This window comes from Ensifer adhaerens, assembly GCF_002007205.1.
GTDB classification, from domain to species: domain Bacteria; phylum Pseudomonadota; class Alphaproteobacteria; order Rhizobiales; family Rhizobiaceae; genus Ensifer; species Ensifer adhaerens_D.
The window spans coordinates 61,873-84,668 of the sequence record NZ_LAZS01000014.1; the positions used below are offsets into that span (position 1 = coordinate 61,873).

Annotated in this window: 20 protein-coding genes; 11 read left to right on the top strand and 9 right to left on the bottom strand. The window is 63.6% G+C overall.

What is annotated here, in order from left to right; all coding sequences use genetic code 11:
* Nucleotides 1-16: 16 nt before the first annotated feature.
* The 5 genes from fdhF to XB14_RS30530 form a co-directional block, all read right to left on the bottom strand.
* The gene (gene fdhF, locus XB14_RS30505) at nucleotides 17-2,896 is read right to left on the bottom strand and encodes a formate dehydrogenase subunit alpha (protein WP_077967957.1); all 2,880 of its coding nucleotides are present in this window, start codon (nucleotides 2,894-2,896) and stop codon (nucleotides 17-19) included.
* 232 nt (nucleotides 2,897-3,128) lie between these two features.
* The gene (locus tag XB14_RS30515) at nucleotides 3,129-4,685 is read right to left on the bottom strand and encodes a formate dehydrogenase beta subunit (RefSeq protein ID WP_077967959.1); all 1,557 of its coding nucleotides are present in this window, start codon (nucleotides 4,683-4,685) and stop codon (nucleotides 3,129-3,131) included.
* Nucleotides 4,682-5,161 carry a formate dehydrogenase subunit gamma gene (locus tag XB14_RS30520; protein ID WP_077967965.1) on the bottom strand — a complete coding sequence of 160 codons (480 nt, stop codon included), beginning with the start codon at nucleotides 5,159-5,161 and terminating at the stop codon, nucleotides 4,682-4,684. Before XB14_RS30520 ends, XB14_RS30515 begins: the two co-directional genes overlap by 4 nt.
* A 177-nt stretch (nucleotides 5,162-5,338) precedes the next feature.
* Nucleotides 5,339-6,235: a LysR family transcriptional regulator gene (locus XB14_RS30525; RefSeq protein ID WP_077967967.1), complete on the bottom strand. Its 897-nt coding sequence runs from the start codon at nucleotides 6,233-6,235 to the stop codon at nucleotides 5,339-5,341.
* 210 nt (nucleotides 6,236-6,445) lie between these two features.
* Nucleotides 6,446-7,213 carry an SDR family NAD(P)-dependent oxidoreductase gene (locus XB14_RS30530; RefSeq protein WP_077967969.1) on the bottom strand — a complete coding sequence of 256 codons (768 nt, stop codon included), beginning with the start codon at nucleotides 7,211-7,213 and terminating at the stop codon, nucleotides 6,446-6,448.
* A 172-nt stretch (nucleotides 7,214-7,385) separates the two neighbouring features.
* On the opposite strand from XB14_RS30530, the gene XB14_RS30535 reads away from it, so the two are divergent.
* The 8 genes from XB14_RS30535 to XB14_RS30570 all read left to right on the top strand — a co-directional run bounded on the left by XB14_RS30535 (nucleotide 7,386) and on the right by XB14_RS30570 (nucleotide 16,038).
* Nucleotides 7,386-8,150, top strand: coding sequence for a DeoR/GlpR family DNA-binding transcription regulator (locus XB14_RS30535; protein ID WP_077967971.1), 765 nt, complete (start codon nucleotides 7,386-7,388; stop codon nucleotides 8,148-8,150).
* A gap of 131 nt (nucleotides 8,151-8,281) precedes the next feature.
* Nucleotides 8,282-9,799 (top strand): glycerol-3-phosphate dehydrogenase, encoded by a 1,518-nt coding sequence (glpD, locus tag XB14_RS30540; protein ID WP_077967973.1) that lies wholly within the window; start codon nucleotides 8,282-8,284, stop codon nucleotides 9,797-9,799.
* Between the two features lie 136 nt (nucleotides 9,800-9,935).
* A complete protein-coding gene (locus XB14_RS30545) occupies nucleotides 9,936-11,006 on the top strand; it encodes an ABC transporter ATP-binding protein (protein ID WP_077967975.1) in 1,071 nt (356 codons plus the stop codon).
* A 21-nt stretch (nucleotides 11,007-11,027) separates the two neighbouring features.
* Nucleotides 11,028-12,098 (top strand): ABC transporter ATP-binding protein, encoded by a 1,071-nt coding sequence (locus tag XB14_RS30550; protein WP_077967977.1) that lies wholly within the window; start codon nucleotides 11,028-11,030, stop codon nucleotides 12,096-12,098.
* Between the two features lie 2 nt (nucleotides 12,099-12,100).
* Nucleotides 12,101-12,967, top strand: a complete 867-nt coding sequence (locus XB14_RS30555; RefSeq protein WP_077967979.1) for a carbohydrate ABC transporter permease — start codon at nucleotides 12,101-12,103, stop codon at nucleotides 12,965-12,967.
* A gap of 22 nt (nucleotides 12,968-12,989) precedes the next feature.
* Nucleotides 12,990-13,808, top strand: coding sequence for a carbohydrate ABC transporter permease (locus tag XB14_RS30560; protein ID WP_077967981.1), 819 nt, complete (start codon nucleotides 12,990-12,992; stop codon nucleotides 13,806-13,808).
* Entirely contained in the window at nucleotides 13,808-14,230 is a 423-nt protein-coding gene (locus XB14_RS30565; RefSeq protein ID WP_077967982.1) for a DUF2160 domain-containing protein, read from the top strand. The genes XB14_RS30560 and XB14_RS30565 overlap by 1 nt, the downstream gene beginning before the upstream one ends.
* A gap of 86 nt (nucleotides 14,231-14,316) precedes the next feature.
* Nucleotides 14,317-16,038 (top strand): ABC transporter substrate-binding protein, encoded by a 1,722-nt coding sequence (locus XB14_RS30570; RefSeq protein WP_077967984.1) that lies wholly within the window; start codon nucleotides 14,317-14,319, stop codon nucleotides 16,036-16,038.
* Between the two features lie 95 nt (nucleotides 16,039-16,133).
* Here XB14_RS30570 and XB14_RS30575 read toward each other — a convergent pair whose 3' ends face one another.
* Nucleotides 16,134-17,351 carry an MFS transporter gene (locus XB14_RS30575; protein ID WP_077967986.1) on the bottom strand — a complete coding sequence of 406 codons (1,218 nt, stop codon included), beginning with the start codon at nucleotides 17,349-17,351 and terminating at the stop codon, nucleotides 16,134-16,136.
* 104 nt (nucleotides 17,352-17,455) lie between these two features.
* Nucleotides 17,456-17,821 carry an antibiotic biosynthesis monooxygenase gene (locus XB14_RS30580; protein ID WP_077968001.1) on the bottom strand — a complete coding sequence of 122 codons (366 nt, stop codon included), beginning with the start codon at nucleotides 17,819-17,821 and terminating at the stop codon, nucleotides 17,456-17,458.
* Between the two features lie 160 nt (nucleotides 17,822-17,981).
* On the opposite strand from XB14_RS30580, the gene XB14_RS30585 reads away from it, so the two are divergent.
* Nucleotides 17,982-18,896, top strand: a complete 915-nt coding sequence (locus XB14_RS30585) for a LysR family transcriptional regulator (RefSeq protein ID WP_077968003.1) — start codon at nucleotides 17,982-17,984, stop codon at nucleotides 18,894-18,896.
* A 14-nt stretch (nucleotides 18,897-18,910) separates the two neighbouring features.
* Here XB14_RS30585 and XB14_RS30590 read toward each other — a convergent pair whose 3' ends face one another.
* Entirely contained in the window at nucleotides 18,911-19,366 is a 456-nt protein-coding gene (locus XB14_RS30590) for a hypothetical protein (protein WP_143348623.1), read from the bottom strand.
* A 332-nt stretch (nucleotides 19,367-19,698) separates the two neighbouring features.
* On the opposite strand from XB14_RS30590, the gene XB14_RS30595 reads away from it, so the two are divergent.
* Together XB14_RS30595 and XB14_RS30600 are read left to right on the top strand one after the other, a co-directional pair.
* Complete coding sequence (locus XB14_RS30595) at nucleotides 19,699-21,183, top strand: nucleobase:cation symporter-2 family protein (protein WP_077968007.1); 1,485 nt, start codon at nucleotides 19,699-19,701, stop codon at nucleotides 21,181-21,183.
* Nucleotides 21,184-21,305: 122 nt separating this feature from the next.
* Nucleotides 21,306-22,241 carry a DMT family transporter gene (locus XB14_RS30600; protein ID WP_419178650.1) on the top strand — a complete coding sequence of 312 codons (936 nt, stop codon included), beginning with the start codon at nucleotides 21,306-21,308 and terminating at the stop codon, nucleotides 22,239-22,241.
* A 73-nt stretch (nucleotides 22,242-22,314) separates the two neighbouring features.
* On the opposite strand, the gene XB14_RS30605 is transcribed toward XB14_RS30600, so the two are convergent.
* The gene (locus XB14_RS30605; RefSeq protein ID WP_077968009.1) at nucleotides 22,315-22,743 is read right to left on the bottom strand and encodes a Fur family transcriptional regulator; all 429 of its coding nucleotides are present in this window, start codon (nucleotides 22,741-22,743) and stop codon (nucleotides 22,315-22,317) included.
* Between the last annotated feature and the right edge of the window lie 53 nt (nucleotides 22,744-22,796).

Here is a 22,796-nt window from a genome sequence, read left to right on the forward strand (position 1 = left end):
AAAACGCCATGGGACGTTACTCCGCCGCCTCCAGCTTGCCGGAAATCCGGCGCGACTGGCGGGCCTGCTCGTCATAGTCCACCTGCCAGTCCGACGGACCGTTGGACGGCATCACCTGCACCGCGGTCACCTTGTATTCCGGGCAGTTGGTCGCCCAGTCGGAAAAGTCTGTCGTGATGACGTTCGCCTGCGTCGTCGGGTGATGGAAGGTGGTGTAGACGACGCCCGGCGCGACGCGATCGGTGATCAGCGAGCGAAGCGTCGTTTCGCCGGCGCGGCTCGCAAGCCGGATCCAGTCGCCGTCGCGGATGCCGCGCTGCTCGGCGTCGTGCGGATGGATCTCCAGCCTGTCTTCCGCATGCCAGACGACGTTGTCAGTGCGCCGCGTCTGGGCGCCGACATTGTACTGGCTGAGGATGCGGCCGGTGGTCAGCAACAGCGGGAAGCGCGGGCCGGTCCGTTCGTCGGTCGCGACATATTCGGTGCGGATGAACTTGCCCTTGCCGCGCACGAAGCCGTCGACATGCATGATCGGCGAACCCTCGGGATGCTTCTCGTTGCAGGGCCACTGCACCGAGCCCATCTTGTCGAGATAGTCGTAGGACACGAGTGCGAAGCTCGGCGTCGTCGCGGCGATCTCGTCCATGATCTCGGAGGGGTGGCGGTAGTTCCAGTTGAGGCCCATGGCCTGGGCGAGTTTCTGCGTGACCTCCCAGTCGGCATAGCCGTTTTTCGGCGTCATCACCTTGCGCACCCGGTTGATGCGGCGCTCGGCATTGGTGAAGGTGCCGTCCTTTTCGAGGAACGTCGAGCCCGGCAGGAAGACATGGGCATAGTTCGCGGTCTCGTTGAGGAAGAGGTCGTGCACGACGACGCATTCCATCGCGGCGAGGCCGGCAGCCACGTGCTTGGTATCCGGGTCGGACTGCAGGATGTCCTCGCCCTGGATATAGAGGGCCTTGAAGGTGCCGTCGACAGCGGCATCGAGCATGTTGGGGATGCGCAGGCCCGGCTCGTTGGAGATTTCGACGCCCCAGAGCTTCTCGAAGGTTTCGCGCGTCGCGTCGTCGGAGATGTGGCGGTAGCCCGGCAGCTCGTGCGGGAACGAGCCCATGTCGCAGGAGCCCTGCACGTTGTTCTGGCCGCGCAACGGGTTCACGCCGACGCCCGGCCGGCCGATATTGCCGGTGACCATGGCGAGGTTGGCGATCGCCATGACGGTCGTCGATCCCTGGCTGTGCTCGGTAACTCCGAGGCCATAATAGATCGCGCCGTTGCCGCCGGTGGCATAGAGCCTTGCGGCACCACGCACCAGATCTGCCGGCACGCCGGTATAGGCTTCGGTCGCCTCCGGGCTGTGATAGGGCTCGGCGACGAAGCTCGCCCAGTCCTCGTATTCCGACCAGTCGCAGCGCTCGCGGATGAAGGCTTCGTTGGCGAGCCCTTCGGTAACGATCACATGCGCGATCGAAGTCAGGATCGCGACATTGGTGCCGGGCTGCAGCGGCAGGTGATAGGCGGCCTCCACATGCGGCGAGCGCACGATGTCGGTGCGGCGCGGATCGATGACGATGAGCTTGGCGCCCTCGCGCAGGCGCTTCTTCAACCGCGAACCGAAGACCGGATGGCCGTCGGTCGGGTTGGCGCCGATAATGACGGCGACATCGGTGAATTCGACGCTGTCGAAGTTCTGCGTGCCGGCAGACGTGCCGAAGGCCTGGCCGAGGCCGTAGCCGGTCGGCGAGTGGCAGACGCGGGCGCAGGTGTCGACATTGTTGTTGCCGAAGCCGGCGCGCACCAGCTTCTGCACCAGATAGGTCTCTTCGTTGGTGCAGCGCGACGAGGTGATGCCGCCGACGGAATCGCGGCCGTACTGATACTGGATCCGCCGGAATTCCGAGGCCACATGCGCATAGGCCTCCTCCCAGGTGACCTCGCGCCAGGGATCGGAGATCTTCTCGCGGACCATCGGGTTGAGGATGCGGTCCTTGTGGTTGGAATAGCCATAGGCAAAGCGGCCCTTGACGCAGGAATGGCCGCGGTTCGCCTGGCCGTCCTTCCACGGCACCATGCGCACCAGTTCCTCACCGCGCATCTCCGCCTTGAACGAGCAGCCGACGCCGCAATAGGCGCAGGTCGTCACTTCGGAATGTTCGGGCTGGCCGATCTCGATCACCGATTTTTCGATGAGCGTCGCCGTCGGGCAGGCCTGGACGCAGGCGCCGCAGGAGACGCATTCCGACGACATGAAGTCTTCCGCCATGCCGGCCGAAACGCGGCTGTCGAAACCGCGGCCGCCGATCGTCAGCGCGAAGGTGCCCTGCACTTCCTCGCAGGCGCGCACACAGCGCGAGCAGACGATGCATTTGGCCGGATCATAGGTGAAATAGGGATTGGACTCGTCCTTCGGCATCCACTTGGCGTTGATCCCGCCATTGTTGCGGGCCGTGACGTGGTTCTCGCCATCATAGCCGTAGCGCACGTCGCGCAAGCCCACGGCGCCGGCCATGTCCTGCAGCTCGCAATCGCCATTGGCAGCGCAGGTCAGACAGTCGAGCGGATGGTCGGAGATATAGAGCTCCATCACGCCGCGGCGCACGTCCTTCAGCCGTGGCGTCTGGGTCGAGACCTCGATGCCGGCGGCAACCGGCGTCGTGCAGGAGGCCGGCATGCCGGCGCGTCCCTTGATCTCGACGAGACAGAGCCGGCAGGAACCGAAAGCATCCATCATGTCGGAGGCGCAGAGCTTCGGCACCTCGATGCCGGCATCCATTGCCGCCCGCATGATCGAGGTGCCCTCAGGCACCGTGACCTCGCGCCCGTCGATCGTGAGCGTCACCAGCGTTTCGGACTTCGAAGCAGGAGTGCCGTAGTCGATTTCATGAATGAGAGACATGATCAGGCCTCCTGAGAAATTTCGTTCAAGGGGGCGAGGTCACCCCCCTCAGGCCTGCCGGCCATCTCCCCCACAAGGGGGGAGATCGATCCTTGGCTGGCCGCTCTTTCCAAAGGGATCGCTCGGGCAAGCGCATCAGACGCCTGAGCGTTCGAAGCGAGCCGCATGTATTCTCCCCCCTTGTGGGGGAGATGCCCGGCAGGGCAGAGGGGGGTGAATTCCGTCGCCACCATCATTCCGCAGCCTCCACCACCGGGACCGGCTTAAAATCGTCCGGGAAATGGGTCATGGCGCTCATGACGGGATAGGGCGTGAAGCCGCCCAGCGCGCAGAGCGAACCGAACTTCATCGTGTTGCAGAGATCGGCAAGCAGTTCGCGGTTCTTCTCCGGCTCGATGCCCGCCGCGATCTTGTCGGCAACTTCGACGCCGCGGGTCGAACCGATGCGGCAGGGCGTGCACTTGCCGCAGCTTTCGACCGCGCAGAATTCCATTGCGAAACGGGCCTGGTGCAGCATGTCGACGGTGTCGTCAAAGACGACGATGCCGGCGTGGCCGATGAGGCCGTCTCGCGCGGCGAACGCCTCATAGTCGAACGGCGTATCGAACAGGGCGCGCGGGAAATAGGCGCCGAGCGGACCGCCGACCTGAACGGCCTTGACCGGCCGGCCGCTCGCCGTGCCGCCGCCGATGTGGTCGATGATCTCGCCGAGCGCGAGGCCGAAGGCGGTTTCGTAGAGGCCGGCATGCTTGACGTTGCCGGCGATCTGGATCGGGATCGTGCCGCGCGACCGGCCCATGCCGAAGTCGCGATAGAAAGCGGCGCCCTTGTCCATGATGATGGGGACGGAGGCGAGCGAGATCACGTTGTTGATCACGGTCGGACAGTCGAACAGGCCCTTGTGCGCCGGCAGCGGCGGCTTGGCGCGAACGATGCCGCGCTTGCCTTCGAGGCTGTTCAGGAGCGCCGTTTCCTCGCCGCAGACATAGGCACCGGCACCCTCGCGCACCTCCATGTCGAACGCCCGACCGGAGCCGAGCACCGAAGGCCCGAGCACGCCGGCCTTGCGGGCGATCTCGATCGCTTCGGCCATCGCCGCGATCGCATGCGGATACTCGGAGCGGGTATAGATGAAGCCCTTGGTGGCGCCAGTCGCGATGCCGGCGATTGCCATGCCCTCGATCAGCACGAAGGGATCGCCCTCCATGATCATCCGGTCGGCAAAGGTGCCGCTGTCACCCTCGTCGGCGTTGCAGACGATGTACTTTCGCTCGCCCGCCGCTTCGAGAACCGTCTTCCACTTGATGCCGGTCGGGAACCCGGCGCCGCCGCGGCCGCGAAGGCCGCTTTCAGTCACCTGCGCGACGATCGCTTCCGGCGCCATGGCGATGGCATGGCGCAGGCCGGTTAGTCCGCCATGCGCCTGGTAGTCGTCGAGCGACAGCGGGTCGATGATGCCGCAGCGGGCAAAGGTCAGCCGCGTCTGCTGCTTGAGGAAGGGGATCTCCTCGGTCTTGCCGAGACAGAGCGCATGATCGCCACCCTCCAGCAGGCCGGCGTCAAGCAGCGAGGTGACATCGCGCGCCTTGACCGGGCCATAGGCGACACGGCCTTCGGCCGTTTCCACCTCGACCAGCGGCTCCAGCCAGTGCATGCCGCGCGAACCATTGCGCACGATCACGACGTCAAGGCCGCGTGCGCCAATGGCTTCGGCCATCGCCTTGGCGACCTTCTCGGCGCCGAGCGCAATCGCCGCCGCGTCGCGCGGGATATAGATCTTCACCGTCATCGCCGCGCCTCCTGAACGAGAGCCTCAAGCTCGGTGGCGTCGACCCGGGCATGCACCTCTCCGTCGAGCATGGCGGAGGGTGCGCAGGAACAGAGCCCGAGACAGTAGACCGGCTCGAGCGTCACCGCACCGTCCGGAGTCGTCTGGTGAAAATCGATGCCGAGCAGCCGCTTCGCGCGTTCGGCAAGCTGGTCGCCGCCCATCGACTGACAGGCTTCGGCGCGACAGAGCTTCAGCACATGGCGCCCGGCCGGATGCTCGCGGAAGTCATGGTAGAAGGTCATGACACCATAGACTTCGGCACGCGACAGGTTGAGTTCGCGCGCAATGACCGGCAGGCACTCCTGCGGCACGTAGCCGAATTCTTCCTGCAGTTCGTGCAGGATCGGCAGGAGTGGCCCTTCGAGCCCCTTCAGCGCCTCGACGATGGCAAGCGTGGTATCCGCGATATCGGCACGCGGCTGATGGATATTCAACGGGAGCCCTCCCGGCTCGTGGCTGGAATGGCAAGACCCAAAATGGGCGACCGGCCCAGCCGACATTTCACTTCTGGCAAGGGCCGTTCCTCGGCGGTCTCCGGCCATGATCAAAAAAGCTTCGCGCTTATGGCCCTGGGGGTCAATAAGGCTGTTCCGTCGATCGATAGAAAAAATCTATTGAACCTGATTTCGCTCGCCGAGAATGCGTGCCTCGTGCAGCAAAGCGGAGACGAGCGGCGTAAACGGCTCACGATGCGTCGCAACCAGGCCGACGGTGTGGCGGGCATCCGGATCGACGATCGGGATCATCCGGATATCTTCGTGAAAACCGAATGATTTCGCGACGTTGAATGGCATGATGCTCGCCCAGCGGCCGGTGCGAACATGCGAAAAAAGCACGATCATCGAGTTCGATTCGAGCGTCGGCTTGGCGACGGCGCCGGCCTCGGAAAAATGCTGGTTGATGATGCGGCGGTTCTGCATGTCAGCCGTCAATAGACAAAGCCGAACGTCGCTAACCTCTTTCCACGTCACGCTTTCCCGCTCCGAAAGCGGTGTTCCGGCCGCGGTCACCAGATGATAGCGCTCGACCTGGAGGGGAACGCTGGTCACCCGGCCGAGCGGCTCATTCTCCAGATAGGTCAACCCGGCATCGATCTCGAGGTTTTCCAGCAGCGCCAGGATCTGCACCGATGTCGTCGACAGCACCGAGAAGGTGACGTCAGGATGCTTTTCCTGGAACGGTGCGGTGATCATCGGCACCATGGCGAGCGTCGTCGGCACCGCAGCGAGCCGGATATGGCCGGAAAGCCCCTTGCGCGCCGCCCGCATCTCCTCGCGCATCGTGCGGGTATCGCCGACGATGCGGCGCGCCCATTCGAGCACGCGCTGCCCCTCCGGCGTCAGCCCCTGGAAGCGCGAACCGCGGCTGACGAGCATGACGCCGAGCTGGTCCTCGAGCTGGCGGATGGCAGCCGAGAGCGTCGGCTGCGTCACCCCGCATTCCTCCGCCGCGCGGCCGAAGTGCCGCTCGCGCGCGAGAACGAGGAACATTTCCAGCTTGTCGATCATGTCCGGCCTTCAGTTACCGTGGCTCTGCCCCTCACCCTAACCCTCTCCCCGCTTGCGGGGCGAGGGGACGCGGCGCTTCGCGAGCTCGCCCCTTCATGACGCCGAATGGAGTGGGGAACGCGAGCGGGTGCCGCAGCCTTCCTTCTCCCCGCAGGCGGGGAGAAGGTGCCGGCAGGCGGATGAGGGGCAAGCGCCGAAACAAACACATGTTCACGCGATCAGCTGCCCGCCATTCACCTCCAGCACCTGGCCAGTGATATAGCCGGACAGCGCATGCGAGGCGAGGAAGAGATAGGCCGGCGCACAATCTTCCGCCGTGCCGAGGCGGCCGAGCGGAATGGTCTTGCGGGTCGCCTCCAGTTTTTCCGGCGACGAATAACGCTCGTGAAACTCGGTGGTGATGGTGCCGGGCGAGACACAATTGACCCGGATACCCTCGGGCGCGAGCTCGCGCGCCAGTGCCTTGGAATAGGTGGCAACGAAGGCCTTGGTCGCCGAATAGATCGACGAGCCGGCGCTGCCGCCGGTAACCGCCGAGATCGACACGGTGTTGACGATGGCCGGATGCGTCCCCTTGCGCAGCAACGGCAGCATCGCCCGGGTCATCTCGACGACGGCGGTCTGGTTCAGCTGCACGACGGTCTGGTATTGCTCGTCGGTGAGTTCCGCCGCGGGAAAGCGACCGACCATGGTGCCGGCGTTGTTGATGAGGATATCGACGCTGTCGAACTGGCCTCTGATCACCTCGGCCAGCCCCTCGACACCACCGGGCGCCAGGAAGTCGGCCGTGACCACATGCGCCCGGCCTTCCGTTGCCGCCGTTTCGAGGAAATCGGGTAGATCGCCGATCGATCGCCCGGCATGAACGAGCACATGCGCGCCGCAATCCAGAAACTGCCGGGCGACCTCCAGCCCGATGCCGCGGCCGGCACCGGTGACGACAACAGTCATGCCCTTGAACAAGGCCGGATGAAACATGTCTTTTCCCTCTTCATTCCTCAAGCAAAGTCGCCTATCGGCGAAACGAATGCAACGCGCACCGATACCCTCGCCTCATTGCGAAAGCGATTTCATCACAAACGCCGATTCTGAAATTGCACGGCTTTCGTTTTTGCATATTATGAACCAAAACGAAAATGGGGAGGATGAAATGTATCTGACGGGTCGGCAGGCGGAGATCCTGGAGCTGGCAAAAAGCGAAGGACGGGTGCTGGTCGAGGAACTGGCGCAACGCTTTTCCGTCACGCCGCAAACGATCCGAAAGGACCTGAACGACCTCTGCGACGCCAAGGTTTTGAACCGCATCCACGGCGGCGCGATCTTTCCGAGCGGCAAGGAAAACGTCAAATACGATGCCCGCCGCCAGATCGCCGCACCGGAGAAACAGGCAATCGGCAAGGCGGCTGCCGAGCTCATCCCCGACAACGCCTCGCTGTTCATCAACATCGGTACCACCACCGAAGCGGTGGGCGAGGCCCTGCTCGACCACAAGGAACTGATGGTCATCACCAACAACATCAACGTCGCCAACCGCTTGCGCGTCTTCCCGTCGATCGAGGTGGTGATAACGGGCGGCGTCGTGCGTGGCTCGGATGGCGGCATCGTCGGTGAGGCCGCCGTCGACTTCATCAAGCAGTTCAAGGTCGACTTCGCGGTCATCGGCGCCTCGGCCATCGACCATGACGGCGCGCTTCTCGATTTCGACTTCCGCGAAGTGAAAGTCGCGCAGGCAATCATCGCCAATGCACGACATGTCATCCTGGTTTCCGACTCGACCAAGTTCGAAAGAACCGCGCCTGTTCGCATCGGCCATATCTCCCAGGTCCAGACCTTCATCACCGATCGCTGCACGCTCGAAAACGTCAGGAAAATCTGTGCCGAACAGGATGTTCGGCTGATCGAAACCGACGCCTGAGACAGGAGGTTTAGCTACCCCTAAAGATTCGGGGAGCATTCGTTTGACATTCGATATGTTTTCGTTTTAACTGATTTCACTTTCGCTGACGCATCAATTTGTGCATCGCGAAATGTGGAGGGGAAACAGCAGTGTCAGAGCAGGCAATCTACGACGTCTTCGTCATCGGCGGCGGCATCAACGGATGCGGCATCGCGCGCGACGCGGTCGGCCGTGGGTACTCGGTCGCCTTGGCCGAAATGAACGATTTCGCCTCCGGCACGTCCTCCGGCTCCACCAAGCTCATCCACGGCGGACTGCGCTATCTCGAGCATTACGAATTCCGCCTCGTGCGCGAAGCACTGATGGAGCGCGAAGTGCTCTGGGCCATGGCGCCGCACGTCATCTGGCCGATGCGCTTCGTGCTGCCCTTTCACAAGGGCGGCCTGCGCCCGGCCTGGCTCATTCGCCTCGGCCTTTTCCTTTACGACCATATCGGCGGCCGCAAGCTGCTGCCGGCAACGGCGACGCTGGACATGAACCGCGATCCCGCCGGCAAGCCGCTGAAGCGCCTGTTCAACAAGGCGTTCGAATATTCCGACGGCTGGGTCAACGATGCCCGCCTGGTTGTGCTCAATGCCCGTGACGCCGCCGATCGCGGCGCCGTCATCATGGCCCGCACTCGTGTCGTCTCGGCACGGCGTAACGGCGCCGTCTGGATCGTCGAGACCGAAAACCAGGAAAACGGCGAACGCAAGACGTTGCAGGCGCGCATGCTCATCAATGCCGCCGGCCCCTGGGTCGATGCGGTGCTCTCGGGTGCGCTCGGCAAGAACGACGTGCACAATGTCCGCCTCGTGCAGGGCAGCCATATCGTCGTGAAGAAGAAGTTCGACGACCCGCGCGCCTATTTCTTCCAGAATCCGGATGGCCGCATCATGTTCGCCATCCCTTACGAAGAAGACTTCACGCTGATCGGCACCACCGATCGCGACTACAAGGGCAATCCGGCCGATGTGCACATCAGCGATGCCGAGGTCGACTATCTCTGCAAGGCAGCAAGCGAATACTTCCTCGAGCCGGTGACAAAGGACGACATCGTCTGGACCTATTCGGCCGTGCGCCCGCTCTATGACGACGGCGCCAGCAAGGCGCAGGAAGCGACCCGCGACTACGTGCTGCGCGTCGAGGGCGACAAGGGTGCAGCCCCGCTTCTCAACGTCTTCGGCGGCAAGCTCACGACCTACCGCCGCCTTGGCGAATCCGCGCTTGAAAAGATCGGCGAGGCGATCGGCGTCAAAGGCTCGAAGTGGACGGCAGGGTCCAAGCTGCCTGGCGGCGATTTTCCGACCGAGGGCTACGCCAACGAAGTCGCGAGACTGCAGAAGCAATACCCCTTCCTGACGCCCAAGCATGCCCGTCGCCTCGTGCGCCTTTACGGCACCCGCGCCGCGGCCATTCTGGGTTCGGCAACGAACGAAGCCGCACTTGGCCGCCACTTCGGCGCGGATCTCTACGAGGCCGAGGTCAGGTGGCTGATCATGCAGGAATGGGCGCGGCACGCCGAGGACGTGCTGTGGCGGCGCACGAAACTGGGATTGAAGCTGACGCCCGGCGAGGCATCGGCACTGGAGGAATACATGCGAGGCGCGGCCAACGCAGCCGCCTGAAACGCTCGCATTCATGCGCATTTCCGACCAAACCGCGCAGCCGGTCTGCGTCAGGAAATGCGAAAGACGACAAGAGAGCGTTTCCGCGCTGGGGTGAGAACGCTCGGGACTGCCTTAGGGCTGGGTGGAGAATTCAATGCTTGAAATGAAGAAGATATCCAAGGTCGTGGGCGGGGAGACGCATATCTACCCGACCGACCTGGTGCTGGAGAGGGGGTCGCTCAACGTACTGCTCGGCCCGACCCTGTCCGGCAAGACGTCGCTGATGCGGCTGATGGCCGGTCTCGACAAGCCGGCCTCCGGCTCGCTGATCTTCGACGGCATCGACGTCACCGGCCAGCCGGTGCAGAAGCGCTCGGTCGCCATGGTCTACCAGCAGTTTATCAACTACCCGGCGATGACCGTTTACGAGAACATCGCCTCGCCGATGCGCATCAGCGGCGCCGACACCGCCACCATCGACCGCGAAGTGCGCAAGGCCGCCGAGCTCTTGAAGCTGACGCCCTATCTCGACCGCACGCCGTTGAGCCTTTCGGGCGGCCAGCAGCAGCGCACCGCACTTGCCCGCGCCATCGTCAAAAACGCCGATCTCGTGCTGCTCGACGAACCGCTCGCCAATCTCGACTACAAGCTGCGCGAGGAGCTGCGCGAGGAATTGCCGAAGATCTTCGCCGCCTCCGGCGCCATCTTCGTCTATGCGACGACCGAGCCTTCGGAAGCGCTGTTGCTCGGCGGCAATACCGCAGCCCTGAGCCAGGGCCGCATCACCCAGTTCGACAGGACGATCGACGTCTATCGCCGCCCGGTCGACCTGATCACGGCGCGGACCTTCGCCGATCCGCCGCTGAACTGCATCGAACTGGTCAAATCAGGCGCGACCTTCACGCTCGACGGCAAGCCGGTGCTGACGGTGCCTTCGCATCTGGCTGGCATTGGCGACGGTCCCTGCACCGTCGCCTTCCAGCCGCACCACATTTCGTTCGACCGCCCGCAGGGTAGCGCGGACGCCCTCACCGTGAAGACGGCGATCTCTGAGATCGCCGGATCCGAGAGCTTCATCCACGTGGGTTTCGCCAATGCACGCTGGGTCATGCTGGCGCCGGGCATTCACGACATCGAACCGGACGCAACCCTCGAGGTCTTCGTCGATACCCGCCATCTCATGGCCTTCGGGCCGGACGGACGCGCCATCGGCGGCGCGGCCTAAAGGAGGCGCTGGGAGGAAAACATGGCACGCATCAATCTGAACCATATCCGCCACGCCTATGGCGCCAAGCCGAAGTCCGAGAACGACTACGCGCTGAAGGAAGTGCATCACGAGTGGAACGACGGCGGCGCCTATGCGCTGCTCGGCCCCTCCGGCTGCGGCAAGACCACCTTGCTCAACATCATCTCGGGCCTGATCAACCCGTCCGAAGGGCAGATCCTCTTCGACGGCAAGGACGTGACGAACCTGTCGACCCAGGAACGCAACATCGCCCAAGTGTTCCAGTTCCCGGTGATCTACGACACGATGACCGTCTACGACAATCTGGCCTTCCCCTTGCGCAACCGGCATGTGCCGGAGGCCGAGGTCGACCGCCGCGTCAAGGAGACGATCGAGATGATCGGTCTCGGCGGCTGGGCGAAGAAGACCGCCCGGGGCCTCACCGCCGACCAGAAGCAGAAGATCTCGCTCGGCCGCGGCCTCGTGCGCAACGACGTCAGCGCCATCCTGTTCGACGAGCCGCTGACCGTCATCGATCCGGAAATGAAGTGGGTGCTGCGCTCGCAGATCAAGCGGCTGCACAAGCAGTTCGGCTTCACCATGGTCTACGTCACCCACGACCAGACCGAGGCGCTCACCTTCGCCGACAAGGTCGTCGTCATGTATGACGGCCAGATCGTGCAGATCGGCACCCCGGCCGAACTCTTCGAGCGCCCGCGCCACACCTTCGTCGGCTACTTCATCGGCTCGCCGGGCATGAACGTGCTGCCGGTCAAGCTTGACGGCAACACCGCGACCGTCGGCGGCGAACATGTGGCGCTGAACTTCCAGCCCACGGTCAAGCCCGGCGCCAAGACCGAACTCGGCATTCGCCCGGAATTCGTCTCGCTCGGCCGCGAAGGCATGCCGGTCGCAATCACCAAGGTCGAGGATATCGGCCGCCACAAGATCGTACGCGCCCGTTTCGCCGACCAGCCGATCTCGATCATCGTCGACGAGGACGGCGAGATCCCCGCCGAGCCGCGCGTCCGCTTCGACCCCAAAGCCATCAACATCTACGCCGATTCCTGGCGCGTCGGCGAGGAGGCCTGACCATGGAGAAAACCTGGAACAACAAGGCCTGGTTCATGGTGCTGCCGGTCCTGGTACTGGTCGCCTTCTCGGCCGTCATTCCGCTGATGACCGTCGTCAACTATTCGGTCCAGGACACCTTCGGCAACAACCAGTTCTTCTGGGCCGGCACCGACTGGTATGTTGAGGTGTTGTCGTCCGACCGCTTCTGGGATGCGCTCACCCGCAACCTGATCTTCTCGGCGATCATTCTGGCCATCGAGATCCCACTCGGCATCATCATCGCGCTCAACATGCCGAAGAAGGGTCTCGGCGTGCCGGTCTGCCTGGTCCTGATGGCGCTGCCGCTGCTCATTCCGTGGAACGTCGTCGGCACCATCTGGCAGGTCTTCGGCCGCGTCGATATCGGTCTGCTCGGCCGCACGCTCGAAGCGATGGGCATCAACTACAACTACGTGCAGAACCCGGTCGCTGCCTGGGTGACGCTGATCGTCATGGACGTCTGGCACTGGACGAGCCTCGTCGTGCTGCTCTGCTATGCCGGCCTCGTCTCGATCCCGGACGCCTACTACCAGGCCGCCAAGATCGACGGCGCCTCGCGCTGGTCGGTGTTCCGCTACATCCAGCTTCCGAAGATGAAGCGCGTGCTCCTGATCGCCTTCCTGCTGCGCTTCATGGATAGCTTCATGATCTACACCGAGCCCTTCGTCGTCACCGGCGGCGGCCCGGGCAACTCCACCACCTTCCTGTCCATCGACCTCGTCAAGACGGCCATCGGCCAGTTCGACCTCGGTCCGGCGGCAGCGCTATCGATCATCTACTTCCTCATCATCCTGCTGCTCTCGTGGATCTTCTACACCGTGATGACCACGAGCGACGCGCAGGGCTGACAAAGGCGGGAGGAGAACCAACATGCAAAAACAACCGCTTACCGAACGCCTCTCCTGGCTGGTGCCGACGATCTACATCGTCTTCCTGCTCCTGCCGATCTACTGGCTCGTCAACATGAGCTTCAAGGAGACGAGCGAGATCCTCAGCACCTTCTCGCTCTGGCCGGTCAATCCGACGCTCAGGAACTACGAGGTGATCTTCACCGATCCCTCCTGGTACAACGGCTACATCAACTCGATCATCTACGTGGTCATGAACACGGTGATCTCGGTCGCGGCAGCCTTGCCGGCAGCCTATGCCTTCTCGCGCTACCGCTTCCTCGGCGACAAGCACCTGTTCTTCTGGCTGCTCACCAACCGCATGGCGCCGCCGGCGGTCTTCGCGCTGCCCTTCTTCCAGCTCTATTCGGCCTTCGGCCTGATCGACACGCACATCGCCGTGGCGCTGGCGCACTGCCTGTTCAACGTGCCGCTCGCGGTCTGGATCCTGGAAGGCTTCATGTCGGGCGTGCCGAAGGAAATCGACGAAACCGCCTATATCGACGGTTACTCGTTCCCGCGCTTCTTCGTGAAGATCTTCATGCCGCTGATCGCGTCCGGCATCGGTGTCGCCGCCTTCTTCTGCTTCATGTTCTCCTGGGTCGAACTCTTGCTTGCCCGCACGCTGACGACCACGGACGCCAAGCCGATCGCCGCAACCATGACCCGTACCGTTTCCGCTTCCGGCCTCGACTGGGGTGTGCTGGCCGCCGCCGGCGTGCTCACCATCATCCCGGGCGCGCTGGTGATCTATTTCGTTCGCAACTACATCGCCAAGGGCTTTGCCCTGGGGAGGGTATGATGACCGCTCAACCCATTCGCAAGGCCCGCTGGCAGCTGCCTTTCGCCGCCGTTCTTCTCGTCTACGCCACCATAGCTGGCCTTCTCGTCAGCATGCTGCCGATCAAGGACGGGGCGCGCGACTGGTTCGCGCCGCTCATCGCCGGCGGCTGGATGGCCTGGTCGTTTCCGTCGGCCATGTTCTTCCTGACGATCTTCGCGCTGCTGTCGATGATGGCAGTCTGGGAATATGCCTCGCCCGGTGGCAACCCGCGCGTCGGCATCCTGCGCTTCGAGACGACACGGGGCGATCGCCTGTTCGTGTCGCTGCTCGGAAGCGCCTTCATTCACCTCGCATGGCTCGGCTTCGTCGGCGGGCAGAACCTGTGGTGGGCGCTCGCGCTCTCCCTGGTCTATGCCGTCGGCGTCTTCCGCTACGTCTGAGGCGAACGAACCGATTTGAGGGGCCGCTAAACCAGCGACCCCTCGAAAGCTAAAGAACCGCATTCGCAAACCTAAGGGAGGGAATTATGCGACGGCATCTTTTGACTACGACGGCAGCTATGCTGCTGGCTTTCACCGGCACCGCTTTTGCCGGCATGGACGAGGCTAAGACATTCCTCGACAGTGAGATCGGCGACATGTCCTCGCTCGACCGCGCGGCGCAGGAAGCCGAAATGCAGTGGTTCGTCGATGCGGCCAAGCCCTTTGCCGGCATGGAAATCAAGGTCGTTTCCGAAACGATCACCACGCATGAATACGAATCGAAGACGCTCGCCAAGGCGTTCTCCGACATCACCGGCATCAAGATCACCCACGACCTGATCGGCGAAGGCGACGTCGTCGAAAAGCTGCAGACGCAGATGCAGTCGGGCGAAAACGTCTATGACGCCTATATCAACGATAGCGACCTGATCGGCACCCATTGGCGCTACCAGCAGGCCCGCAGCCTGACCGACTTCATGGCCAATGAAGGCAAGGACGTCACCAACCCGAACCTCGACATCGACGACTTCATCGGCAAGTCCTTCACGACCGCGCCGGACGGCAAGCTCTACCAGCTTCCCGACCAGCAGTTCGCGAACCTCTATTGGTTCCGCTACGACTGGTTTAGCGACGAGAAGAACAAGGCGGACTTCAAGGCGAAGTACGGCTACGACCTCGGCGTTCCGGTCAATTGGTCCGCTTACGAAGATATCGCCGAGTTCTTCACCGGCCGCGAAGTCGATGGCAAGAAGGTCTATGGCCACATGGACTACGGCAAGAAGGACCCGTCGCTCGGCTGGCGCTTCACCGACGCCTGGCTGTCGATGGCCGGCAACGGCGACAAGGGCATCCCGAACGGCAAGCCGGTCGACGAGTGGGGCATCAAGGTCGACGAGAACTCGCGTCCGGTCGGCTCGTGCGTTGCCCGTGGCGGCGACACCAACGGCCCGGCTGCCGTCTACTCGATCCAGAAGTACCTGGACTGGATGAAGGCCTATGCACCGGCAGCCGCCCAGGGCATGACCTTCTCGGAATCCGGCCCGGTTCCGTCGCAGGGTGAAATCGCCCAGCAGATGTTCACCTACACGGCGTTCACCGCCGACTTCGTCAAGCCGGGCCTGCCCGTCGTCAACGAGGACGGCTCGCCGAAGTGGCGTTTTGCTCCGAGCCCGCACGGCGTCTACTGGAAGGACGGCATGAAGCTCGGTTACCAGGACGCCGGTTCCTGGACGCTTTTGAAGTCGACCCCTGACGACCGCGCCAAGGCCGCCTGGCTCTACGCGCAGTTCGTCACCTCGAAGACCGTCGACGTGAAGAAGAGCCATGTCGGCCTCACCTTCATCCGCCAGTCGACGCTCGACCACAAGAGCTTCACGGACCGCGCTCCGAAGCTCGGCGGTCTGATCGAGTTCTACCGTTCGCCGGCCCGCCTGCAGTGGTCGCCGACCGGCACGAACGTTCCTGACTATCCGAAGCTGGCTCAGCTTTGGTGGCAGGCGATCGGCGACGCATCCTCGGGTGCCAAGACCGCTCAGGAAGCCATGGACTCGCTGTGCGCCGAGCAGGAGAAGGTTCTCTCCCGTCTCGAGCGTTCGGGCGTCCAGGGCGACATCGGTCCGAAGCTCGCCGAAGAGCACGATCTCGAATTCTGGAACAAGGACGCCGTTTCCAAGGGCAACCTCGCTCCGCAGCTGAAGATCGAGAACGAGAAGGAAAAGCCGCAGACCGTCAACTACGACGATCTGGTCAAGAGCTGGCAGAAGTAACAAGGATGGCCGCCCGAACCGGGCGGCCTTTCTCTATCAGGAGATGCGGCACCGGGGTCGACAACGGCCCCGGTTTTTCGTTGCCTCGACTCAAGTCACCGAGGCGAGCGCGGAAAGCCCTGCCGTCCGAACCCCGCCACGACCAGGGCCGGAACCAGGATCGCCACCAGTACGACGGGAAGAGCGGCCGCGCCGACGCCGTCGAGCAACAGCCCACCCGCCAATCCGCCGCCGGCCATCGCCGCATTCCAACCGGTGACGATCATCGACTGCGCCGCATCGGCCTCCGCGCCGGCAGCCTTTGCAGAAGCGGTCTGAAACAATGTCGGCGCTCCACCGAAGGCGAGCCCCCAGCCAACGACGCCGAGATAGACCGCCGCCGGCTGCCCGCTGAAGACCGCAAGCAGCAGCGATGCCGCTGCAAACAGTGCCGTCGTCGCAAGCACCAGGAGGCGCAGGTGCCGGTCGACGAGTGCCCCGATGATGGGGATGACCGCCAGCGAGGCGACGCCGAACACAAGCAGCACCCGGTCGGCTTCCAGATCCAGGCCTGATGGCTTCAGATACGGCACGATGTAGGTGTAGAGGACGTTGTGGCCGAGAACGACGGCGAACATCACGATCAGCACCGGCCTGATCCCGGGCAGGCGCAACACCGATGAAAGTGGCAACCGCCGCCCGGTGCGCTGCCCCGGGAAGTCCGGCACCGCCAAAAGGATCCAGCCGACGAGCAGCACCGTGATGACACTGAGGAGGCCGAAGATCATGCGCCAGCCGGTCATGGCGCCAAGCATCGTTCCGGCGGGAATGCCGATCGACAGCGCCACCGGCGCGCCGAGCATGGCAATGGCGATCGCTCGTCCCTGCAACTGCGGCGCCACCAGGCGGCCGGCATAGCCGGCAGCAAGCGCCCAGAGCAGGCCGGCAAAGACTCCGGCAAGCAAGCGTGCCGCCATCGTCAGAGTGTAATCGTTTGACAGCGCGGTGATTGTGTTGACCACGGCAAAACCGGAGATGGCCGCGATCAGCAGCGGCCGCCGGCGCCAGGTGCGCGTCAGCGCCACGAGCGGGATGGCGGCTATGAGCGAACCGATCGCATAGATCGTCACCATCTGACCGGCAAGCGATGGCGAGACGCCGAGGTCGGTGCTGATCTGCGGTAGCAGGCCTGCCGGCAGCGCTTCCGTCAGGATGGTGATGAATCCGGCGGTCGCAAGCGCAAGCAGCGCCGAAAGCGGAAGCCTGGCCTCGGGAACGGCAGTGGACGCCGCGGCCTGCCCTGCGGCCGGAGACACATAGTTGGTGGATTGCATGGGACCTGTCTTTCAGGACGGCGCGCCGAGCGCACCCGGCTGGCGTTGGCGGGTTGGAGACTGGTGGGGGCGTTCGCCGCCGGCGCATGCGGGCGGCGAATCTCCTATGCCGACGCCGCAGACGCAGCGCGCTTGGGCAAGATCAGATCGTCGACGCGATAGGTGTGGAACTCATGGGTCGACACCGTCTGCAGCGCCCGGAATTTTTTCAGAAACACCGGGTCGCTGAAAAATTCCTCGACGTTTCCTTCGCCTGCTATCGCTTCGATGTTGACGACCGTCTTGCCGTCGGTGCTCTTGGAGAGATTGCTCCAGAGAAAGCCCTCCTTGCGCTCGGCCACATAGTTGACCACGTCCTGGATCAGGCGAAACGCCTCTTCCTGCTTGCCCTCGTGGGCGTGGATGACATTGACGATGAAGACGGTGGGTTCGGGATCGCTGCGGAAACCGGCCAGAAGTGCCTGCTGCATGTTTTCTCCTTCTTTCGCCGACGATGTTTGCGCGCGTCACAAGCGCGGTTTGTCGGGCAGGCGGACTATGGCGAGCTTCCAATCACAGAAAAATGCGCTACAGCTCCAAAGATATCGGACAGAAATATCCGCAATCCCGCATGACGGGCGAGGAGGACGAATGGATAGCCTTGGCGCACTCAACGCATTCGTGCAGGCGGCGGAGGCGCGCAGTTTTACCGAGGCCGCGACCCAGCTCGGCGTCTCCCCTTCCGCCGTCGGCAAGGCGATTGCCCGCCTTGAGGAACGCTTGAGCGTTCGCCTCTTTCATCGCAGCACGCGCAGCGTCACGCTGACGCCGGAAGGCACGCTGTTTCTCGAACGCTGCCGGCGGATTTTCTGCGAGGTCGAAGCGGCCGAGGCAGAGCTGGTGCAGAGCCAGGAGGCGCCGCGCGGCAAGCTGCGCGTCAGCCTGCCGATGGCCGGAATGCTGCTGATGCCGACGCTGACGGCCTTCATGCGTGCCTATCCGGAGGTCGAGATCGATCTCGACTTCTCCGACCGCATGGTCGACGTCATCGAGGAGGGTTTCGATGCGGTGATCCGCAGCGGCGATCTCGGCGATTCCCGTCTGATGACGCGCCAGATCGGCACCTTTCACCCCTATCTCGTCGCCTCGCCCGCCTATTTCGAGAAACATGGCACGCCCACGGCGCCGCGCGATCTCGAACAGCATCACTGCCTGCACCATCGCTTTCCCTCGACAGGCAAGCTGGAGCCCTGGCCCTTGATGGAGGACGGCTCAGCGGCAAGCGTCGATCTGCCGGTGACGGCCGTCTCGAATGCGCTGGAGCCGCTGATCCACATGGCCGAGGAAGGGCTCGGCATCGCCTGCCTTCCGGATTTCACCATCAGGCGGCAAATGCGCGAGGGAACGCTTGTGGCGGTTCTCGAAAACCAGCTGCGTCGCTGCGGCACCTACCGGATCCTGTGGCCGTCCAGCCGGCATCTCTCGCCGAAACTGCGGGTCTTCGTCGATTTCATGGCTGCCAATCTATTCCCGGCACATGGGGTGACGGGTTCGGGCGCGGGCTGACAGGGAACAAGACTCTACGATTTCACCATCGCGCGGCGCGCGGATTTCTCCCATCGGCGCTTGTCAAAGACTGCCCTGATCGCCTGCGTCGAGCCGTCATCCATGCGCACGCTCATATCCATGTAGAGATGCTCGTCGACAATCGTGATGCGGATGTCGAAGGGCTTGCCGCGATAGCGGCTAACGCCGTCCTCGTTCCAGCGGCCGATGCCCTCGGCGGTCGAACCGCCGCCGACGCGCCCGAGATGGGTCACGGCGAACCATCCGTCCCTGCCCGTCACCTTCAGGACGGGACCGTTCCGTCTGATCTCGACCCAGCAGCGCTCGCAATCATCGGTGCCGGAGGCCACCTGCCGCCATTGCCCGGGGAAACTGACGCCGTTCGCCCCGGCGACCGCCGGCCAGAGAACGACCAGCAGTACGAGAAGCACACGGCACCAGGAAGAAAGGGCCAAACTGCAAGATTTCATCGACATGATCCCAAACCAACCGCGCCGGAGCCTTCGCGCCGACGCGGTGAACCATCGTCGTTGCGCATTGCAGCAACGTTGCATCGTTACTAGGATCGGTCAGTCCGCCGGCGGGCCTTGACCTGTGCGACGGCGATTGTCCCGGTGGAAGCCGTTCGGCGACCATCTCCGAACTATCCCGCCCTGCTCTCCCCTCGACAATTTCCCCCGAAATCCGGAAAGTGTTTTCGCTCCAGCGACACTTGCGACATTCTGTCTCGACAACCGAAGATGGAGTTTCCCTGTTGGAGGACGGGGGAGCCGGACTGGTCGATGCAATGGGAGGAGGAACCATGAGCGACGTTTCCAGCATACACCCGGTGGACGAGAGGCTGCCCGTGGGCAGGCTTGCGACCCTCGGGTTACAGCATGTCCTTGTCATGTATGGCGGCGCCGTCGCAGTGCCCCTGATCGTCGGCCGCGCCTTGCAGCTCAGCCCCGAGGACGTCGCTTTCCTGATTTCCGCCGATCTCTTCGTTTGCGGCCTCGTCACCATCATCCAGTCACTCGGCCTCGGCCGCAGCATCGGCATCCGGCTCCCGGTCATGATGGGCGTCACTTTCGCGTCCGTCGGCCCGATGGTTTCGATGGCAGCCATGACGCCCGGTCAGGAAGGCGCGCGCATGATCTTCGGCGCCATCATCGGCGCCGGCCTCGTGGCGCTTCTGCTGGCGCCGGTCATGGGCCGGCTGCTCAGGTTCTTCCCGCCTGTCGTCACCGGCACGATCATCCTCGTCATCGGCGTGTCGCTGATGCGCGTCGGCGTGAACTGGATCTTCGGCAACCCCTTCGGCCCGACCGCGCCGAAACTCGTCGACCCGACCCATGCGGAATGGCTGGCGGGGCTCAAGAAAGCCGCAGCCGCCGGCGGCCCTGCGGTGCCGGATGGCCTGGTGCTCGGCGCCAGTGTCCCGAACCCGATCTATGCCGAGCCCAGCCACATTGCACTTGCCGGCTTCGTGCTCCTCTCCATTCTCGTGATCGCCCGCTTCGGCCGGGGATTGATCAGCAACATAGCGGTGCTGACCGGCGTCGTCGTCGGCTGCGTCGTTGCCGCCGCCCTCGGGATGATGCATTTCGACCGGGTGGCCGACGCCGGCTGGTTTGCCGTGGTCACGCCGCTGCGCTTCGGCATGCCAATCTTCGATCCGGTGCTGATCGCCACGATGTCGCTGGTCATGATCGTCGTCATGATCGAATCGACAGGCATGTTCCTGGCGCTCGGCGAAATCACCAATCGCGAAGTCTCGCGGCAGCAGTTGACGGCCGGCCTCAGGGTCGATGGCCTCGGCACCATGATCGGCGGCTTGTTCAACACCTTCCCCTATACGAGCTTCTCGCAGAATGTCGGCCTTGTCGGCGTCACCGGCGTCAAGAGCCGGTACGTCTGCGTGATGGGCGGCGTGATCATGATCGCGCTCGGCCTGATCCCGAAGATGGGCGCGCTGGTCGAGGCGGTGCCGACCTTCGTGCTCGGCGGCGCGGGCCTGGTGATGTTCGGCATGGTCGCGGCAACAGGTGTGCGCATCTTGTCGACGGTCGATTTCAAGTCGTCGCGCAACAACCTGTTCGTGGTCGCCGTCTCCATCGGCTTCGGCCTGATCCCGCTGATCGCGCCGAACTTCCTGATGTGGCTGCCGCATGCGATCCACCCGATCATCGAGTCCGGCATCGTGCTCGCCTCGATCTCGGCCGTCGTGCTCAACGCCTTCTTCAATGGCCTCAGCTTCGAAAGCACGGCCAGCGTCAACGCCGCCAAGCTCGCCGACAGCCATTGAGCCACCCGCAATCACGAAACCCCGGCTTCCCATGAAAGTCGGGGTTTCGCTTTTTCAGGTCCCGATACTTCGACCGCCAACGAAGCATCCGCCGTAAGCGTCACGCTAGAACGGTGGCACCAATGACGACGAAGGATGCGATCCCGATGGCCAAGACCAACCTTTCCCTCGAACTCTTGCTGCTTCTTGCGCTGGCGACGCTCTGGGGCGCGTCCTACACCTTCATCAAGATCGGCATCGAAACCATTCCGCCGGTCACGCTGATCGCAGCCCGCACCCTGATCGCCGGTACGCTTCTGCTTGCGGTCCTGCGCTGGCGCGGCCTCAGCCTGCCGCGTGACGGCGCAACCTGGCGGCGTTTCCTGTTCCAGGCCTGCCTCAACAGCGTCGTGCCCTTCACGCTGATTGCCTGGGCCGAGCAGACGATCGATGCCGGCATCGCCTCGATCCTCAATGCGACGACGCCGATCTTCGCCTTCCTGATGACAGCACTGATTACTCGCCACGAAGCGGTCACGGTGCGCAAGCTCGTCGGCGTCATCGCCGGCATGACCGGCATCAGCCTGATCATCGGCATGGAAGCCTTTGGCGGCCTGGGCGAACAGTTGCTGCCGCAGCTCGCCGTGGTGTTTGCCACCGTCTGCTACGCGGGTGCTGCCATCTTCGGCCGCAGCTTCAAGGGGCTGGACCCGATGATGCCTGCCGCCGGATCGCTGATCGCGGGCGCAGCCCTGCTGCTCCCGGTGAGCCTCGTCGTCGACAGGCCCTGGACGCTGGCGCCGTCGGCGGAGTCGTTGCTGGCGCTTGTCGGCCTTGCGGTCTTCTCGACGGCACTTGCCTTCGCCATCTACTTCCGGCTGATCCAGACGCTGGGTTCGGTCGGTGCCACGGCCCAGGCCTATCTGCGCGTTCCGATCGGCGTTGCCATCGGCGCGCTCTTCCTCGGCGAAAGACTGTCGGACACCGCCTGGATCGGCCTTGGCTGCGTCATCGTCGGCGTCGCGGCCATGACCATGCCGGCGCGGCGACGTGCGTCAGCCGCCGTCGAGCGCAGCTGACGCGCGTGCAGATGGGAAGCTTTGGATAAAGAAGGCAAGCGCGCCCGTTGCGGCTATCGTTGCAACGACCCGATTAGTCCTTGCGCTTGCGGCAGTAGAGTTCGAGCCGGTGGCGGACCAGATCATAGCCGAGCTCGGCGGCAATCTCCGCTTGCAGCTGCTCGATCTTGTCGGAGCGGAACTCGATCACGGCACCGGTATCGATGTCGATCAGGTGATCGTGGTGCGGCGCGTCGGCGGTCTCGAAACGGGCGGTGGCGCTTTCGAAGGCGTGGCGATGCACGACGCCCTGCTGTTCGAGCGCCGACAACGTCCTGTAGACGGTCGAAAGCGAGACGGTGGCGTCGATTTCCTTGGCGCGCCGGTGCAGCTCGCTCGCATCCGGGTGGTCTTCGGCGGTCGCGAGAATCTTCAGGATCGCAGAGCGCTGGCGCGTCACGCGCACGCCTCCGTCCCTCAAGACGCCTTCCAGTTCTTCGACACGATTCTTGTGCTGTTTCATGGTCGTACACTAGCCAAGGGCGTCCAGTTTGAAAATAGCTAGTTGCGAATGCT